At 66.4% G+C, this 16,702-nt stretch carries 19 protein-coding genes; 14 read left to right on the top strand and 5 right to left on the bottom strand.

The features are described from left to right. Positions 1-25: 25 nt before the first annotated feature. Genes cobT through cysS form a run of 3 tightly spaced genes read left to right on the top strand, consistent with a single transcriptional unit; the run spans position 26 to position 4,081 of the window. Positions 26-1,864 carry a cobaltochelatase subunit CobT gene (gene cobT / locus PFX90_RS13390; RefSeq protein ID WP_285713041.1) on the top strand — a complete coding sequence of 613 codons (1,839 nt, stop codon included), beginning with the start codon at positions 26-28 and terminating at the stop codon, positions 1,862-1,864. Then, entirely contained in the window at positions 1,861-2,523 is a 663-nt protein-coding gene (locus PFX90_RS13385) for a nitroreductase (protein ID WP_285713040.1), read from the top strand. The genes cobT and PFX90_RS13385 overlap by 4 nt, the downstream gene beginning before the upstream one ends. A 40-nt stretch (positions 2,524-2,563) precedes the next feature. Then, positions 2,564-4,081 carry a cysteine--tRNA ligase gene (gene cysS / locus PFX90_RS13380; RefSeq protein ID WP_285713039.1) on the top strand — a complete coding sequence of 506 codons (1,518 nt, stop codon included), beginning with the start codon at positions 2,564-2,566 and terminating at the stop codon, positions 4,079-4,081. Here cysS and PFX90_RS13375 read toward each other — a convergent pair. After that, positions 4,078-4,692, bottom strand: coding sequence for a 2OG-Fe(II) oxygenase (locus PFX90_RS13375; RefSeq protein ID WP_285713038.1), 615 nt, complete (start codon positions 4,690-4,692; stop codon positions 4,078-4,080). The genes cysS and PFX90_RS13375 overlap by 4 nt on opposite strands. 111 nt (positions 4,693-4,803) lie before the next feature. Between PFX90_RS13375 and PFX90_RS13370 the strand changes: the two genes are divergently transcribed. The 4 genes from PFX90_RS13370 (at position 4,804) to PFX90_RS13355 (ending at position 9,506) form a co-directional block, all read left to right on the top strand. After that, a complete protein-coding gene (locus PFX90_RS13370) occupies positions 4,804-5,160 on the top strand; it encodes a hypothetical protein (RefSeq protein WP_285713037.1) in 357 nt (118 codons plus the stop codon). Positions 5,161-5,170: 10 nt separating this feature from the next. Continuing rightward, positions 5,171-6,109 (top strand): D-2-hydroxyacid dehydrogenase, encoded by a 939-nt coding sequence (locus tag PFX90_RS13365; protein WP_285713036.1) that lies wholly within the window; start codon positions 5,171-5,173, stop codon positions 6,107-6,109. Between the two features lie 169 nt (positions 6,110-6,278). Then, positions 6,279-7,937, top strand: coding sequence for an acetolactate synthase large subunit (locus tag PFX90_RS13360; protein WP_285713034.1), 1,659 nt, complete (start codon positions 6,279-6,281; stop codon positions 7,935-7,937). 135 nt (positions 7,938-8,072) lie between these two features. After that, entirely contained in the window at positions 8,073-9,506 is a 1,434-nt protein-coding gene (locus tag PFX90_RS13355; protein ID WP_285713033.1) for an aldehyde dehydrogenase family protein, read from the top strand. Between the two features lie 151 nt (positions 9,507-9,657). Here PFX90_RS13355 and PFX90_RS13350 read toward each other — a convergent pair whose 3' ends face one another. Together PFX90_RS13350 and PFX90_RS13345 are read right to left on the bottom strand one after the other, a co-directional pair. After that, positions 9,658-10,083, bottom strand: coding sequence for a hypothetical protein (locus PFX90_RS13350; RefSeq protein ID WP_285713032.1), 426 nt, complete (start codon positions 10,081-10,083; stop codon positions 9,658-9,660). After that, a complete protein-coding gene (locus PFX90_RS13345) occupies positions 10,083-10,298 on the bottom strand; it encodes a hypothetical protein (RefSeq protein ID WP_285713031.1) in 216 nt (71 codons plus the stop codon). The genes PFX90_RS13350 and PFX90_RS13345 overlap by 1 nt, the downstream gene beginning before the upstream one ends. A 123-nt stretch (positions 10,299-10,421) precedes the next feature. Between PFX90_RS13345 and PFX90_RS13340 the strand changes: the two genes are divergently transcribed. The 3 genes from PFX90_RS13340 to PFX90_RS13330 are packed head-to-tail and all read left to right on the top strand — an operon-like array spanning position 10,422 to position 12,258. After that, entirely contained in the window at positions 10,422-11,102 is a 681-nt protein-coding gene (locus PFX90_RS13340) for a S24 family peptidase (protein ID WP_285713030.1), read from the top strand. An 11-nt stretch (positions 11,103-11,113) separates the two neighbouring features. Further along, positions 11,114-11,557 (top strand): hypothetical protein, encoded by a 444-nt coding sequence (locus PFX90_RS13335; RefSeq protein WP_285713029.1) that lies wholly within the window; start codon positions 11,114-11,116, stop codon positions 11,555-11,557. Between the two features lie 59 nt (positions 11,558-11,616). After that, positions 11,617-12,258 (top strand): MBL fold metallo-hydrolase, encoded by a 642-nt coding sequence (locus tag PFX90_RS13330; protein WP_285713592.1) that lies wholly within the window; start codon positions 11,617-11,619, stop codon positions 12,256-12,258. A 156-nt stretch (positions 12,259-12,414) separates the two neighbouring features. Here PFX90_RS13330 and PFX90_RS13325 read toward each other — a convergent pair whose 3' ends face one another. After that, complete coding sequence (locus tag PFX90_RS13325) at positions 12,415-12,741, bottom strand: metalloregulator ArsR/SmtB family transcription factor (protein WP_285713028.1); 327 nt, start codon at positions 12,739-12,741, stop codon at positions 12,415-12,417. Between the two features lie 90 nt (positions 12,742-12,831). On the opposite strand from PFX90_RS13325, the gene PFX90_RS13320 reads away from it, so the two are divergent. After that, the gene (locus PFX90_RS13320; protein ID WP_285713027.1) at positions 12,832-13,734 is read left to right on the top strand and encodes an acyl-CoA desaturase; all 903 of its coding nucleotides are present in this window, start codon (positions 12,832-12,834) and stop codon (positions 13,732-13,734) included. On the opposite strand, the gene PFX90_RS13315 is transcribed toward PFX90_RS13320, so the two are convergent. Then, positions 13,731-14,126, bottom strand: coding sequence for an MAPEG family protein (locus PFX90_RS13315; protein WP_285713026.1), 396 nt, complete (start codon positions 14,124-14,126; stop codon positions 13,731-13,733). The two genes, PFX90_RS13320 and PFX90_RS13315, sit on opposite strands and share 4 nt — an antisense overlap. 232 nt (positions 14,127-14,358) lie before the next feature. Here PFX90_RS13315 and rpmF point away from each other — a divergent pair, with 232 nt between their 5' ends. From rpmF to PFX90_RS13300, 3 genes are read left to right on the top strand one after another with little or no spacing between them, the layout of a single operon-like run. Next, entirely contained in the window at positions 14,359-14,535 is a 177-nt protein-coding gene (gene rpmF / locus PFX90_RS13310; RefSeq protein WP_086736123.1) for a 50S ribosomal protein L32, read from the top strand. 38 nt (positions 14,536-14,573) lie between these two features. Continuing rightward, positions 14,574-15,668, top strand: a complete 1,095-nt coding sequence (gene plsX, locus PFX90_RS13305) for a phosphate acyltransferase PlsX (protein ID WP_285713025.1) — start codon at positions 14,574-14,576, stop codon at positions 15,666-15,668. Beyond that, positions 15,665-16,630, top strand: a complete 966-nt coding sequence (locus PFX90_RS13300) for a beta-ketoacyl-ACP synthase III (RefSeq protein ID WP_285713024.1) — start codon at positions 15,665-15,667, stop codon at positions 16,628-16,630. The genes plsX and PFX90_RS13300 overlap by 4 nt, the downstream gene beginning before the upstream one ends. Positions 16,631-16,702 lie beyond the last annotated feature (72 nt).

The following is a 16,702-nucleotide window of genomic DNA, read 5'->3' as shown; positions in this document are numbered from 1 at the left end:
GATTAGTTGCTAAAGAAAACGGATAATGGCTGACCAGTCCCCGCTCGATCTGTTCAAGCAGGCGCTCACCGGCGCGTCGCGGGCGATTGCGCGCGATGCGGAGGTCGAGGTCGCGTGGAGCGCGGATGTGCCCGGCAGCGCGGGCAACCGCTTCCGAGTGCCCCTGCCGGGCCGCGACCTGCCCGCCGATCAGGTGCGCGAGGCGCGCGGCTTTGCCGATAGCTTCGCGCTCAAGCTGCGCCACCACGACGCCGCGCTCCACGCAAGATCCGCGCCGCCCGAGCCCATCGCGCGCGCCTGCTACGACGCGATCGAGCAGGTGCGTTACGAGGCGCTGGGCGCGAACCGTTTCGGCGGTATCCGCGCCAATCTCGACGCCGCGACCGAGCTGCGCACCGCGGGCGACAAGATTGTGCGCGCGCAGAATTCCTCCGAAGTCCCCTTGCAGACCGCACTCGCGCTGCTGGTGCGCGAGGCGCTGACCGGCGAGGCCGTGCCGCAAAAGGCGCAGGGCGGGATCGAGCTGGTGCGCGACTTCCTCGAGGAGAAGGTCGGCGGCGATTTTGCCGGGCTGGCCGAGAAGATCGGCGATCAGGAGGCCTTCCAGAAGCTCGCGCTCGACATGCTGCGCGAGCTCGATCTGACCCGCCCGACCGAAGCCCCCGACGAAAGCGACTCCGACGACGCGGATGACGACGACGCCCCGAGCGACGACGATCAGGGCGACGACGACAATCAGGGTGAGGGCGACCCGCAGTCCGCCGAAATGGCCGGCGACATGGCCGAAGGCGAGGGCGAGGGGGAGGAATCCACCGACACCGAAACCGACAGCGACATGGCCGAGGGCGAGCCTAGCGACGACAGCGACGCCGCCAATGCTCCGGTGCGCCCCAACCGCCCGCAGGCCGAGGTGCCCGCCAGCGTCGACTACAAGGCCTTCACCACCCGCTTCGACGAGGAAGTCGCCGCCCCCGACCTGTGCGATTCCGAGGAACTGGATCGCCTGCGCGCCTATCTCGATAGCCAGCTAACCGGCCTGCAGGGCGTGGTGACGCGCCTCGCCAACCGCTTGCAGCGCCGCCTGATGGCGCAGCAGAACCGCAGCTGGGACTTCGATCAGGAAGAGGGCGTGCTCGACGCTGCGCGTCTCGCACGGGTGATTATCTCGCCCGGCACCGCGCTGTCCTACAAGGTCGAGCGCGACGTCGAGTTTAAGGACACGATCGTCACGCTCTTGATCGACAATTCGGGCTCGATGAGGGGCCGTCCGATCTCCATCGCCGCGATCAGCGCCGACATTCTGGCGCGCACGCTCGAGCGCTGCGGGGTCAAGACCGAGATCCTCGGCTTCACCACCCGCGCGTGGAAGGGCGGCCAGAGCCGCGAGGCGTGGCTCGCCGATGGCAAGCCGCAGAACCCCGGGCGCCTCAACGACCTCAGGCACATCATCTACAAGCAGGCCGACGAGCCCTGGCGCCGCGCGCGCCGCAATCTCGGGCTGATGATGCGCGAGGGGCTGCTCAAGGAAAACATCGACGGCGAGGCGCTGATCTGGGCGCACAGCCGCCTGCTCTACCGCCCCGAGGAACGCCGCATCCTGATGGTGATCTCCGACGGCGCGCCGGTGGACGATTCGACCCTGTCGGTGAACTCGGCGGGCTATCTGGAAGCACACCTGCGCGGCGTGATCGAGTGGATCGAGAAGGTTTCGCCCGTCCAGCTGGTCGCCATCGGCATCGGCCACGATGTCACGCGCTATTATCGCCGCGCGGTGACGATCATGGACGTGGAGCAGCTCGGCGGCACGATCATGGAGCAGCTCGCCGAACTGTTCGAGGATGAGAAGGGGCCCAAAAGAAAATGAACGTCACCGAAGCCGTCACCACCCGCCGCTCGATCCGTGCTTTTCTCGACAAGCCGGTCGATCTCGCAACGCTTACCCGCGTGATGGACAAGGCGCGCTGGGCGGCCTCGGGATGCAATTACCAGCCGTGGGAAGCGAGCATCGTCACCGGCCAGCCATTGAAGGACCTGCAGGCCAAGATGATGGCCGAGGGGCCCAAGGCGGCCGAGTATGACTGGGCTGCTCCGGGCACCGAGGAAGCCTACAAGAAGCGGCTCGACGCGGTCTCGGCCGGGATGTTCGGCGCGATGGGGATCGCCCGCGATGACGGCGCGGGGCGCATGGCGGCGATGGGCCGCAATACCACCAGCTTCGATGCGCCCGCGGTGCTGTTCGTCTATTTCCCGCGCCTGATGAAGGAGCCGCAGTGGTCGGATGTGGGGATGTGGCTCCAGACCGTCGCGCTGCTGCTGCGCGAGGAGGGGCTCGACAGCTGCTTCCAGGAATACATGGCGATCTTCGCGCACACGATCCGCGAGTTCCTCGGCCTCGATCACGAGCGCTACATGTTCTTTTGCGGCATGGCGATCGGCTACCGCGACCCCGAGGCGCCGGTGAACAATTTCGCCCGCGAGCGCGTGCCGCTGGAAGAGCATGTGAAGTTTATCGGGTTCGACTGAGAGAATTGACGGACGCACCGCCTCTGGCCAAAGCGCGCCCATGACCGACGCGCCTTTGAAGCTGTTCAACTCGCTCACCCGCTCGCTCGAGGTGTTCGAGCCCGTCCACCCGGGCGAGGCGCGCGTCTATACTTGCGGGCCGACGGTCTACAACTACCCGCATATCGGCAACATGCGCGCCTATGTGTTTGCCGATGTGCTGGGCCGCACGCTGAGCTGGAAGGGGCTTAAGCTCACCCACGTCATCAACATCACCGATGTCGGCCACCTGACCGACGATGCAGATGACGGCGAGGACAAGATGGAGAAGATGGCGGCGGCGCAGGCGCAATCCATCTGGGACATCGCCGAGCACTACAAGCAGGCCTATTGGGCCGATGTGCGCAGCCTTAACATCCGCCAGCCGGCGCAGTGGACGGTCGCGACCGACTACGTCCCGCAGATGATCGAATTCGCCAAGGGCATCGCGGACAAGCACTGCTACGAGCTGGAGAGCGGGCTCTATTTCGACGTCTCGACCGTCGCGGACTACGGCCGGCTGGCGCGCGCGCAGACCGAGGAAGGCGAGGGCCGGATCGAGGCGGTCGAGGGCAAGCGCAACGCCGCCGACTTTGCGATCTGGCGCAAGACGCCTCCCGGTGAGACGCGGCAGATGGAATGGGATTCGCCGTGGGGGCGGGGCGCTCCGGGCTGGCATCTCGAATGCTCGGTGATGAGCGGAGAAGTGCTGGGCTTTCCCTTCGACATCCACACCGGCGGGATCGACCACCGCGAGATCCATCATCCGAACGAAATCGCGCAGAACCAGGCGCATTGCTGCACCAATGGGCTGGACGACCCGAGGAATTCGGGCGCCAAGATCTGGATGCACAACAACTTCCTCGTGGAACGCTCGGGCAAGATGTCGAAGTCCTCGGGCGAGTTCCTGCGGCTGCAATTGCTGATCGACCGGGGCTACCACCCGCTGGCGTACCGGCTGATGTGCTTGCAGGCGCATTATCGCTCCGAGCTGGAGTTCTCGTGGGAGGGATTGGGCGCGGCGCTGACGCGGTTGAAGCGAATGGTGATGGCGGTCGAGGCTATCAGGGCTCGTCATGCTGAACTTGGTTCAGCATCCATCACGCCTCAAACGCCGGCGCTTGCGGACGGATGGACCCTGAAACAAGTTCAGGGTGACGATTGGGGTAAGTTGCAGCCGATGCTCGACAAGTTCGATGCGGCGATGGGGGACGACCTCAATACGGCGGTTGCGCTGACGGCGTTCGACGACGTGCTGGCGGCCAAAAAGGTCGACGTTGAAAAGAAAGGGCGACTGGCGACGGCAATGGACTCCGTTCTCGGCACGAACCTGTTCAGCCTCACCCGCGCCGACCTGCGCATCCGCCCCAAGGGCGCGACCATTACCGAGGACGAAATCGAAGCCGCTCTCGCCCGCCGCAAGGAAGCCCGCGCTGCCAAGGACTTTGCCGCCTCCGACGCGATCCGCGACGAACTCGCCGCGCAGGGCGTCGAGGTGATGGACGGCGATCCGCTCGGGTGGGAGTGGAAGCTCGGCTAAGCCGCCGGTGCGCCGGCCCGTTCGCGCCCAAGCCAGCACACCAGCGAAAAGCGCGCGTCGGCAAAGCGGTTGCCCGGCAGGCTGATCGGCGCGACCTGGTGCGGGGCGATCGAGGGGAAGGCCACCAGCCGGTCGTGGCGCGGCGCGATAACCCGGCGTTCCTCTCCGACCAGCGCGTGCATTACCAGATCGCCGCCCGAAAACACCTTGGGCTTGGCGTGGAGGTAATAGACGAGGCTCAACACCCGGTCCGCCGGACCGAGCATCCGGCTGGCCCCGGTCGCCGTGTCGACATGGCGGCGAAAGCGGTGCCCGTCGCAATGCGCGACCAGTTCCAGATCGGTGAGATCGGGGCCGAAATCGCCGCAGCCGGTCGCCGCCTTGAGCTTGGCCGCCTCGCGCGCGACCGCGGCGGCGAAGGGGGCGATGACCTCGCCGAGATCGCCCTCGAAGGACAGCGAGTTGCGGGTCTCTGGCTTGACCACCTGATCGCCCTCCGACCCGACTTCCGACGGCACAAAATCCGCCTCATGCGCCAGCGCGAAGGCGAGCAGGTCTCCCGCCGCGTCGGCTCCGAGGAAATCGTCGATGATCACGGCGGGCAGCAGCATGGACGGGAGTATCGGAGTGCGGCCTTGCCGGTGTCAAGGGCGCGCCGTGCCCGACCCGGCCAGCCGGTAGGGAGGCTTGCGCGCGGTGCGCAGTGGGGTTAGACCAGTTGCATGATGCAACCTATCCTCTGGCTGATCCTTGCCGCGATCCACGCCATGCCCGCGCTCGCCTTCTTCCGGCCTGCGACGCTGACGAGCCTCTACCGCTTGCAGCCGGACAATCCGCTGTTCCTGCTGATGCACCACCGCGCGGGGCTGTTCGTGGCGGTCTTCGCGGCCTGCATCTGGGCCGCTTTCATCCCCGAAGGCCGCAAGCTCGCCGTGCTGGTGGTCGGCATCAGCATGGTGAGCTTCCTCGCGCTCTACTGGCAGGCCGGATCGCCGCCGGCCCTGCGCAAAATCGCCAACGTCGACCTGGCCGGCCTGCCTGTTCTGGCAGGGGTGGCGTGGCTCGCGTTCCGGCAGTAACGCTGGCGCCATGACCATTCTCGCCATCTCCGGGCTGATCCGCCCGATGCTCGAACACCGCCTTCCGCAAGGCCTCGACGTGCGCTGGTTCATGTCCGCCGAGGAAGCCGCGACCGCCGTCGCCGACGCCGAGATCGGCTGGTTCGACATGAACGACAAGGAGGCGATGGCAGCGACGCTGATTGCGGCGAAGAAGCTCAAGTGGCTCAATTCGATCTACGCCGGCCTCGATTTCCTGCCGATGGACGTGCTGATCGAGCGCAATATCACCGTCACCAACGGGGCGGGGATCAACGCTGTCACCATTGCCGAATATGTGGTGATGGGAATGCTCACCATCGCCAAGGGCTATCGCGAGGTGGTGCGGGCGCAGGACCGGTACGAGTGGCTGTTCGACAGCCCGGGCAAGCGCGAACTCGCCGGATCGAAGGCGCTGCTGCTCGGCTACGGGGCGATCGGCAAGCTGATCAAGCCACGGCTCGAGGCCTTCGACATCGATGTCACCGTGGTGCGCCGCTCTGGCGGAGAGGGCACGCTCGGCCCCGACCAGTGGCGCGCCGCGCTCGGCCAATTCGACTGGGTGATCCTCGCCGTCCCCGCCACGCCCGAGACCGACGCGATGATCGGCGCCGAAGAGCTCGCGGCGATGAAACCCGACTGCATCATCGTCAACATCGCGCGCGGCGCGGTGATCGACCAGCCGGCGCTGGTGGCGGCGCTTCAGGCGAAGCAGATCGGGGGCGCCTTCCTCGATGTCACCACGCCCGAGCCGCTCCCGGCCGACGACGTGCTCTGGACCCTGCCCAACGCGCATATCTCGATGCACCTGTCGGGCCGGGCGCAGGACAAGATGTTCGTCCGCTCGGGCGAGCGTTTCCTCGACAATCTAGAGCGTTACCTGCGCGGAGAGCCGGTCGCGCCGGTGTTCGACCCGAAGCTGGGGTACTGAAGGCAGCGCGCGCGGCAGAATCGCACTGGCGATCTGGCGCTTTTCTGCAATACTCCGCCCTGCAAATCGCCCATCACCGGGCGGTAATACGCGCGCGCTATCTCATGGGGATGGGATGGCGCGCGGCTCTTGCCAGCCGGGGGGCTGCGTTATGCGAAGGGGGGAACAGATGAGCGATACCAAAAAAGCCTCGGACGTATTTGTCGAGTGTCTCGAAGCGGAAGGCTGCGAGTATATCTTCGGCGTGCCGGGGGAAGAGAACCTCGATTTCCTCGATTCGCTCAGCCGGTCGACCAAGATCAAGCTGATCCTCACCCGCCACGAACAGGGCGCGGGTTTCATGGCCGCGACCTATGGCCGTCACACCGGGAAGACCGGCGTGTGCGTTGCCACGCTCGGCCCGGGCGCGACCAACTTCGTGACCTCGGCGGCCTATGCGCAATTGGGCGGGATGCCGGTGCTGATGATCACCGGGCAGAAGCCGATCAAGAAATCGAAGCAGGGCCGCTTCCAGATCGTCGACATCGTCTCGCTGATGAAGCCGATCACGAAGTATGCGATCCAGATCGCGGCGGGCGACAACATCCCCAGCCGCGTGCGCGAGGCCTATCGCCTCGCCGAGGAGGAAAAGCCCGGCGCCACGCTGATCGAGCTGCCCGAGGATATCGCCGAGGAACCCACCACCGACTGGAAGCCGCTGCCCAAGAGCATCGCGCGCCGCCCCAGCGCCGAGCCCAAGGCGGTGCGCGCCGCGGTGCAGGCGATCGAGAAGGCGAAGAACCCGGTGCTGGTGATCGGCGCGGGTGCCAACCGCAAGCTGTGCGGGCGGATGCTCGAACAGCTGGTCGAGAAGACCGGGATCCCCTTCCTCACCACCCAGATGGGCAAGGGCGTGATCGATGAGCGGCACCCCAAGTTCCTCGGCTGCGCGGCGCTGTCGGCCGGGGACTTCGTCCACCGTGCGGTGGAAGCAGCGGACTGCATCATCAATGTCGGCCATGACGTGATCGAAAAGCCGCCCTTCTTCATGAAGGATAACGGCGTCACCGTGATCCACGTCTCGACCCGCACCGCGGAGGTCGATCCGGTCTACTTCCCGCAGATCGAGGTGATCGGCGACATCGCCAACGCGATCTGGCAGATCAAGGAAGACATCAGCCCCAACCGCAGCTGGGATTTCGCCCACATGCTCGCCTATCATCAGGCCGAGATGGAACACACCGGCAAGCTTGCGGCTGACACCCGCTTCCCGATCTTCCCGCCGCATCTGGTGCAGCAGGTGCGCGACGCGATGCCGCATGACGGGATCATCTGCCTCGACAACGGGGTCTACAAGATCTGGTTCGCGAGGGGCTATACCGCTTACCTGCCCAACACCGTGCTGCTCGACAACGCGCTGGCGACGATGGGCGCAGGGCTGCCCTCCGCGATGATGAGCGCGATGCTCTATCCCGAACGCAAGGTCATGGCGATCTGCGGCGACGGCGGGTTCATGATGAACAGCCAGGAGATGGAGACCGCGGTGCGCCTCGGCCTCAATCTCACCGTGCTGATCCTGCGCGACGATGCCTACGGGATGATCCGCTGGAAGCAGGCCAATATGGGCTTCGTCGATTTCGGCCTGACCTATGGCAACCCGGACTACGTCAAATACGCCGAAAGCTACGGCGCGACCGGGCACCGGGTGACCTCGTCCGAGCATCTGCGCGAACTGCTCGTCCACTGCCGCGACACGCCGGGGGTGCATCTGATCGATTGCCCGGTGGACTACACCGAGAACGACCAGATCCTGAACAAGGATATCAAGGCGCTGTCGAAGGCGTTGTAATCCCATGTCCCCCTCCCGCTCGCGGGAGGGGTTAGGGGTGGGCCCGAAACGCCGCCCCTGCTTTCCCACCCGTGATCGGAGTCACGCGCCTCCGATCACCCCCTCCCGCAGTCAGGAGGTGCGAAGGAAGTGACCATGCTCAAGGATGTCTACCCGCTCTACCTCAACAACAAGGCGGTGCAGCCCAACGCCGATCTCGAGGTGACCGACAAATACACCGGCGAGGTCGCCTTTCGCACCGCGCTGGCGACGCCCGATGTGATCGAGGAAGGCATCGCGGGTGCGGTGCGCGCGGCCGAGCCGATGGCGCGGCTGGCGAGCTTCGAAAAGCAGGACGTGCTGATGCACTGCGTCAAGCGCTTCCGCGAGCGCTTCGACGAGCTCGCCTATGCCCTGTGCGTCGAGGCCGGCAAGCCGATCAAGGATGCCGAAGGAGAGGTCACCCGACTGATCGACACCTTCCGCATCGCGGCCGAGGAAGCGGTGCGCAACTACGGCGAGGTCCAGCCGCTCGACATCTCCCCGCGCGCCAAGGGCTATCAGGGGATGTGGAAGCGCGTGCCCATCGGCCCGTGCAGCTTCATCTCGCCGTTCAACTTCCCGCTCAACCTTGCCGCGCACAAGATCGCGCCCGCCATCGCGGTCGGCTGCCCCTTCGTGATGAAGCCCGCCTCCAAGACGCCGCTCGGCGCGATCATCATGGGTGAGGTGCTGGCGGAGTGCGACGTCCTGCCCGAGGGCGCCTTCTCCATCCTCCCCGCCAGCCGCGACGGGGCCGACCTGTTCACCGAGGACGAGCGGCTGAAGCTCCTCTCCTTCACCGGCTCGCCCGGGGTGGGCTGGGACCTCAAGGCCAAGGCGGGCAAGAAGAAGGTCGTGCTTGAGCTCGGCGGCAATGCGGCGGTGATCATCGACCGCGATGCCGATCTGGCCGACGCGCTGGAGCGGGTGATCTTCGGAGCCTTCTACCAGTCGGGCCAGTCGTGCATCGGGGTGCAGCGCATCCTGATCCACGCGGGGGTTTACGACACATTCAAGGCGATGTTGGTCGAGCGCGCTGGCAAGCTGATCGCGGGCGATCCCAAGGACCGCGACACCTTCATCGGCCCGATGATCTCGGACGGCGAGGCCAAGCGCTTGAAGGGCTGGATCGACGAGGCGGTCGCGGCGGGCGCGAGCCTGCTGTGCGGCGGGGGGTTGTCGCGGGGCAACATGCTTGAGGCGACCCTGCTCGAAGGCGTGCCCGATGATGCCAAGGCGAAGAACGAGGAAGCCTTCGGGCCGCTCGCGATCCTCCAGAAGTTCGACCACTTCGATGAAGCGCTCGAGGAGGTCAACAACTCCAAGTTCGGGCTGCAGGCCGGCATCTTCACCCGCGACCTGTTCCAGATGTTCGACGCCTGGGACCGGCTCGATGTCGGCGGCGTGGTCATCAACGACGTGCCGAGCTACCGGGTCGACAACATGCCCTATGGCGGGGTGAAGGATTCAGGTCTGGGCCGCGAAGGCGTGCGCTTCGCGATGGAGGACATGAGCGAGATCCGGAATTTGGTTATTCGCAGAACCTAGTCACCCCTCCTCTTCAGAGGAGGGGCAGCGAGACTTGGCCCGGCACTTGCCGGGCCATAGTCGCAGCGGGGTGGTGCCTATATCCGGGCGCGACGCTTCGCGCCGCGCAACCACCCCCAACCCCCTCCTTTGAAAAGGAGGGGGCTCCTTCCTAACCCTCCTCCAGCAGCAAAAGCACCGCCGTCACCTCCAGCCGCTCCATCGCGCCGAAGCGGTGGTCGACCTTGGTGATGGTCGCATCGGCGACCAGCTGGCGGGGGATGGTGAATTCGTGGTCGGGCAGGCGCTCGATCAGCTCCTCGCCCGCCACCACCGCATCGGCACCGCAGAATTCGAGCGTCACCTCGTGGCGCGTGCCGGCGAAGGTGATCGAGGCCCAGGCCTTTTCCTCGTGGGCGAGCACCGTGCCCGCGCCGCCGGTGATGTCCATCAGCCCGGCGCGGACCCGGTCGGCGAGCGTGCGGCGGGGGCGCAGCGCGGGGGGAGCGCTAACCGGCAGCGGGGCAGATTTGACCTCGACAGGCGCGAAGTCGGCGGCGAGATCGGCGAAGGGATCGCGCAGGCTTTCGGTAAGCATCAGGCCATCTCCCCCTGCTTGGAAAACTCCGTCTCCGCCGCGCGCGCGGCATAGCCCTGCATCCAGGCGCGGGTGCGCATCTCGGTGTCACGGCGCGGGGTGCGGCCCATGCGCAGGTCGAGCACGAAGCGCGGATCGTGGTGGGCAAGCCGCCCGAACTTGGTGGCGGGCAGGTTGTGGGTCCTCAGGAAGGTTTCGACGGTCCTTAGCAGCATGGTTTTGCGTCCCTCAAATAGCTGATCTGGGCGATTCGCACCGGGCGACTCGCCCGATGTTCCTGATTTGTTTCACTACATTTCCTACTTGTCTAGGAAAAATCCTTCGCGTAGGATGAATTCATGTCAGACACCGCTCAAAAACCCCGTGGAATCCCCGATGGCCCCCGCGCGCGGCTGCTCGAATTGTCTCAGGCGAGGGGGGTGAGCCTTGCCGCGTTATCCGAGTTGCTCGGGCGTAATCCGAGCTATCTCCAGCAATTCATTCGCAAGGGTAGTCCGCGTAAGCTGGAGGAACAGGACCGCGCGACGCTCGCCCGCTTCCTTGGCGTGGGCGAGGAGGAATTGCGCGAGGCGCAGGAAAATTCCTATGTAGTCCCCCCTAAGCGGCGGGGCGAGGCCGAGTGGGTGGAGGTCCCCCGCCTCGATCTTGGCGCGGCTGCCGGGGCAGGGCGGGTGCCGGGCACCGAGGCCGCTTTCGACACCTTCCGCTTCTCGCGCCGCTGGCTCGAGGAACAGGGCCTCGCCCGCGCCGAGCTCTCCGCGATCCGGGTGGAGGGGGATTCGATGGAGCCGCTGCTCAACGACGGCGACGAAATCCTCGTCGACCGCGCGCCGCGCGCCTTCCGCGACGGCATCCACGTGGTGCGCGTGGGCGAGACACTGATGGTGAAGCGCGTCGCGAGCGCGGGGCCGGGGCGGGTGGCGCTGCTTTCGCAGAACTTCGCCTACCCGCCGGTCGAGGTAGCGGCCGAGGAGGTCGAGATCATCGGGCGGGTTGTGTGGAAGGGGGGGCGGGTCTAGGCGCGCCGGCCATGACCGATCTCGCCAGCGACCACGCCATCGCCGCTCACGCCGCAAAGGTGCAGGCGGCGTGTTTGCCCAAGACCGAATGGACCCATGCCGGCCACTTCGCCTACGCCCTCTGGTGCCTGCGCCATGCGCCTGAAAGCGCGACGCCGGAGGCGATGCGCGAGACCATCATGGCGCTCAACGATGCGCATGGAACGCCCAACACCGACAGCGCGGGCTATCATCACACCATCACCATCGCCTCGCTTCATGCTGCACAGGCGGTGCTCGAGGCGCATCCCGGCGCGCCGCTTGGCGACGTCCTTGCGGCGCTGATGGCGGGGCGTTTCGGGCGTTCGGACTGGATCCTCGAGCACTGGTCGCGCGAGGTGCTGTTCACGCCCGCAGCGCGGCGCAACTGGGTAGCGCCCGACCGCGCGCCGCTCCCCACCGCGCACTTTGGGTGATTGCATTTGGCAGTCGCGAGCGGCATTTGCATGGCATGACCGAACAGCCCCAACTCCCCATGCGCGCCGCGATCATCCCCGTGACGCCGCTCCAGCAGAACTGTTCGCTGATCTGGTGCACCAAGACCATGAAGGGTGCGCTGGTCGATCCCGGCGGGGACTTGGACAAGCTCAAGGAGGGCGTCGCCAAGGCGGGCGTTACCCTCGAGAAGCTGTTCGTCACCCACGGGCACTTGGACCATTGCGGGCAGACCGGGATGCTGGCCGACGAACTCGGCCTGCCCATCGAAGGCCCGCACGAGGATGACCGCTTCTGGATCGACCAGCTCGACGACGACGGCCCGCGCTGGGGGATGGTCGCGAAGAGCTTCACCCCGACCCGCTGGCTCAAGCACGGCGACACGGTGACGGTGGGCGAACTCACCTTGGACGTGATCCACTGCCCCGGCCACACCCCGGGCCATGTGGTGTTCTTCCACGAACCCAGCCGCTTCGCGATCGTCGGCGACGTGCTGTTCCAGGGCTCGATCGGGCGGACGGACTTCCCGCGCGGCAATCACCAGGACCTGATCGACTCGATCACCCAGCGCCTCTGGCCGCTGGGTGAGGACGTAATGTTCATTCCCGGCCACGGCCCGACGAGCACCTTCGGCCGCGAGCGCAAAACCAATGCGTTCGTGAGCGATTATATCTTGAGCTGATCGCCAAGGTGCCTCCCCGTCCCGCAGGGATGGGGAGGGGGACCGCCCGCGTGAGCGGGTGGTGGAGGGGTTTTGCTGCGACGCCCTACCCCTCCGTCAGCCCTGCGGGCTGCCACCTCCCCATTCGCAAGCGAACGGGGAGGGACGGGTTGATCCTCAGTCGTCTTCGCGGCCGCCCTTCGCCGCTTCGCTCAGCGCCTTGCTCTCCTTCTTGAGCGGGCGTGAGACCGGGCAGACTTCCTGCACATAGCCGTTCAATGTGTTCGCGAGGTTCTCGCGCACCAGCCGGTAATGCACGAACTGCCCGCGCTTCTCGCTCTCCACGAGTCCCGCATTCTCCAGTACGCTAAGGTGCTGCGAGACCGCCGGCTTGGAGATGGCGAATCGCTCCGCGATCTGCCCGGCGGTCAGTTCGGATTCCGACAGGTAGGCCAGGATCTTGCGGCGCACCGAGGAGGCGAGGGCTTCGAAGACTTTCTGCATGGGCCCATCATGTAAGGGCTTGCTTAAATACTTTCCAGTGCTATCGAGTAATTAAGCGATGCATTAATTATCTACACAATGGAGAGCCCGATGACGCGTGACCGATGCGAGGTGAACTGGATCGCCCATACCCCCGGCGCCGACGCGGTCCACGGCACGGTGCGCTGGGATGCGGGGCACAGCCTGTGGAACGGCGGGATGCTGCTCGGAGCGCTCGGCTTCGCGCCGTTTTTCACCACGCCGGCGGCGGTCGTCACGGGCATCACGCTGACCGGTGCGATGCTGTTGCTGGGCCACTCTGTCGGCTTCCACCGCCTGCTGATCCACGGCAGCTTCCGCACGACTCCGGCCTTGCGGGCCTTCCTGATCTGGTGCGGCACCGTGGCGGGGATGAGCGGGCCCTTGTGGATCGTGCGCACCCACGACCTGCGCGACTGGGCGCAGCGCCAGCCGCGCTGCCACGATTACCTCGCCCACCGCCGCCCGATGCTGATCGACGCATGGTGGCAGCTCCATTGCCGTCTCGATCTCGAAAGCCCCCCGCGCTTCGACATCGCCGCGCTCGAGGCCTCGCCTTTCCTGCGCTGGCTGGAGCGGACGTGGATGCTCCAGCAGCTGCCCGTCGCGGGCGTGCTCTACCTCGCGGGCGGCTGGGCCTTCGTGGTGTGGGGCGTCTTCGTGCGGGTCGCGCTGACGGTGCACGGGCACTGGCTGGTCGGCCACCTCGCCCACCGGCGCGGCCCCCAGCACTGGCAGGTCGCGGATGCGGGCGTGCAGGCGCATGACGTGCCCTGGGCCGGGCTCCTCACCATGGGCGAGGCGTGGCACAACAACCATCACGCCTATCCCGGCAGCGCGCGCATCGGCTTGCACAAGGGCCAGAGCGACTGGGGCTATGCCTTCATCCGCCTACTCGAGCAGACGGGGCTCGCCTGGGACATATGCCTGCCTGCCGACCTGCCCGAGCGCGCGGGCAAGCTGATGCGGGTCTAGATGATGCCGGCCATGATCAGCGCGGCGGCCACCGACAGGCCGAGCAGCGTCAGCAGCGTGGTCATGGTGCCGATGAACCGCCCCTTCAGCAGCGCTCCGCCGTCCATCCCGAAGCCATGGCCGATGCGCCCCGCGAAATAGACCGCCGCAACCACCCCCAGCCACCAGCTGCCCTTGCCCGACAGCTCGATCGCCCCGATCAGCGCGAGCACGAAGGGGGTGTATTCGACGAAATTCGCCTGCGCCCGCATCCGCCGCTGGATCGCCTCGTTGCCGCCGTCGCCGAGATAGACCCCGGCGGCGCTGCGCGCGGCGTTGATCCTGAGCGCCAGCCAGATCGAGAGGATGCCTGCCGCAGCGGCGGAGGCGAGGGTTACGGGCAACATAATCATGTAGCGATCCCTTCACTATTGCCACGCCGTGCTAGGCCGCGCCGAGGCTGCTTGCAACGCGCGAATTTTTCGCTATAGCGCGCCGCTTCCCGCCGCTGCTGGCCAAGGAAAGCGCGCAAGTCTCGTGCTTGTGTGCTTGGGCTCCTTGCCGTAAGGGCGGCCTTCGAGAATCAGGGCGCCGCCACTTCCAACAGGCGTTGCCACGTCAGTTATTTGAGGAAATGGTGCGACCATGGCTGTCCCCAAGAGAAAAGTATCGCCTTCCCGTCGCGGCATGCGTCGCTCGCACGATGCCCTGAAGGTCGAGGCATTCCACGAGTGCCCGAACTGTGGCGAACTCAAGCGCCCGCACAACATCTGCGGCCATTGCGGCCACTATAACGGGCGTCAGGTCGTCGCCGTCGGCTAAGCGCCGGTGGCTCACATCTTGAACCGGAGTAACGCAGCATGAGCCTCCCGCGTATCGCCGTTGACGCGATGGGCGGCGATGAAGGCGTGCGCGTCATGGTCGAGGGCGCGGCGCTCGCCCGTCGCCAGCACGAGAAGTTCAAGTTCCTGCTGGTCGGCGATCAGGCGCGGATCGAAGCCGCGCTCGACAACCACCCCAATCTGCGCGCCGCCTCCGAAATCCTCCATTGCGACGATGTGGTGGGCGGTGACGAGTTGCCGAGCAAGGCTATCCGCCGGGCCAAGACCACCTCGATGGGGCTCGCCGTCAACGCGGTGAAGACCGGCGAGGCCGGCGCCGCGGTCAGCGCGGGCAATACCGGCGCGCTGATGGCGATGAGCAAGCTCGCCCTCAGAACCATGCCCGGGATCGACCGCCCCGCGCTCGCGGCGATCATGCCGACCCTGCAATCGCACGACGTGGTGATGCTCGACCTCGGCGCCAATACCGAGGCCGATGCGAGAAACCTCGTGCAATATGCGGTGATGGGCGCGGCCTATTCGCGGATCGTCAACGGCTTCGACAAGCCGGTCGTCCGCCTGCTCAACATCGGCACCGAAGAAATCAAGGGCACCGAGGAACTGCGCGATGCCGCCGCAATGCTGACCGCGGCCTCGGCCAATGACGGGCTCGCGCTGACTTTCGACGGCTTCGTCGAGAGCGACAAGATCAACCGCGGCGAGACTCATGTGGTCGTGACCGACGGCTTTTCGGGCAATATCGCTTTGAAGGCGATCGAGGGCTCGGCGCGCTTCGTGACCGATCTGCTGCGTCAGGCCTTCACCTCCTCGCTGCGTTCCAAGATCGGCTTTCTGGTCTCGCGGCCGGCGACCGAGTTGCTCAAGCACCATCTCGATCCCAACAACCACAATGGCGCGGTCTTCCTCGGTTTGAACGGCGTGGTGGTGAAGAGCCACGGCAGCGCCACCGCCAAGGGCGTCGCCCATGCCGTGGCCGTGACCGCGCGGCTGCTCGAGAACAAGCTCACCGAACGGATCGCGCAGGATCTCTCGCGGCTGGGCGAGGGCACGCTGCGCCAGAGCGCACCGGCGGCCCCGGCTGGCACCTCCAAGGACAGCGAGGCGACTGCGTGAGCGGTTCGCGCGTGCTCGGCACCGGTTCGGCGCTGCCTAAGCGGGTGGTGACCAATGCCGAACTGGCCGAGACCGTCGATACCTCGGACGAATGGATCGTCGCGCGCACCGGCATCCGCCAGCGCCACATTGCCTCGGACGACGAGACCACCTCCACCCTCGCCATCGCCGCCGCGCGCGCGGCGCTGGCCGATGCGGGCGTGGAGGCGTCCTCGATCGGCCTGATCGTCCTCGCCACCGCCACCCCCGACAACACTTTCCCCGCCACCGCCACCAAGGTGCAGGCCGCGCTCGGCTGCCAGGGCGGGATCGCCTTCGACGTCGCGGCGGTTTGCTCGGGCTTCCTCTACGCGCTCGCCACCGCCGATTCGCTGCTGCGCACGGGAATGGCCAAGCGCGCGCTGGTGATCGGCGCGGAGACCTTCAGCCGCATCCTCGACTGGGAGGACCGCACCACCTGCGTGCTGTTCGGCGACGGTGCGGGCGCGGTGGTGCTCGAGGCGCCCTCGGGCGCGAATGACGGGGTCGGCATCCTCGGCACTAGGCTGCACGCGGACGGCGACCAGCACGATCTGCTCTATGTCGACGGCGGGCCTTCCAGCACCCGGACCGTCGGCCATGTCCGCATGCGCGGGCCCGAAGTGTTCCGTCACGCGGTGGTGAACCTGTCGGACGTCCTCAAGGAAGTGCTTGAGGAAACAGGCTTTAAGCCAGCCGACATCGACTGGGTCGTGCCGCATCAGGCCAATGCCCGGATCCTCGATGCGACCGCGAAGAAGCTCGGCCTGGCGCCCGAAAAGGTGGTGGTGACGGTGCAGGACCACGCCAACACCTCGGCCGCCTCGGTGCCGCTCGCGCTCGACGTTGCGCGCAAGGACGGGCGGATCAAGCAGGGCGATCTGGTGATGCTCGAGGCGATGGGCGGCGGCTTCACCTGGGGGGCAAGCCTCATCCGCATGTGAGGCCCCCACGACTACACCTGTCACTTTTGGTAAGACAGGTGAGGAAAACTCAACAATCCGCACTCCATCGCT

Source organism: Erythrobacter oryzae, assembly GCF_030271515.1.
In the GTDB taxonomy this organism is placed as follows: Bacteria; Pseudomonadota; Alphaproteobacteria; order Sphingomonadales; family Sphingomonadaceae; genus Erythrobacter; species Erythrobacter oryzae.
Note: the sequence above shows the minus strand (reverse complement) of the source record. Positions and strands in the feature narration are given on the sequence as shown.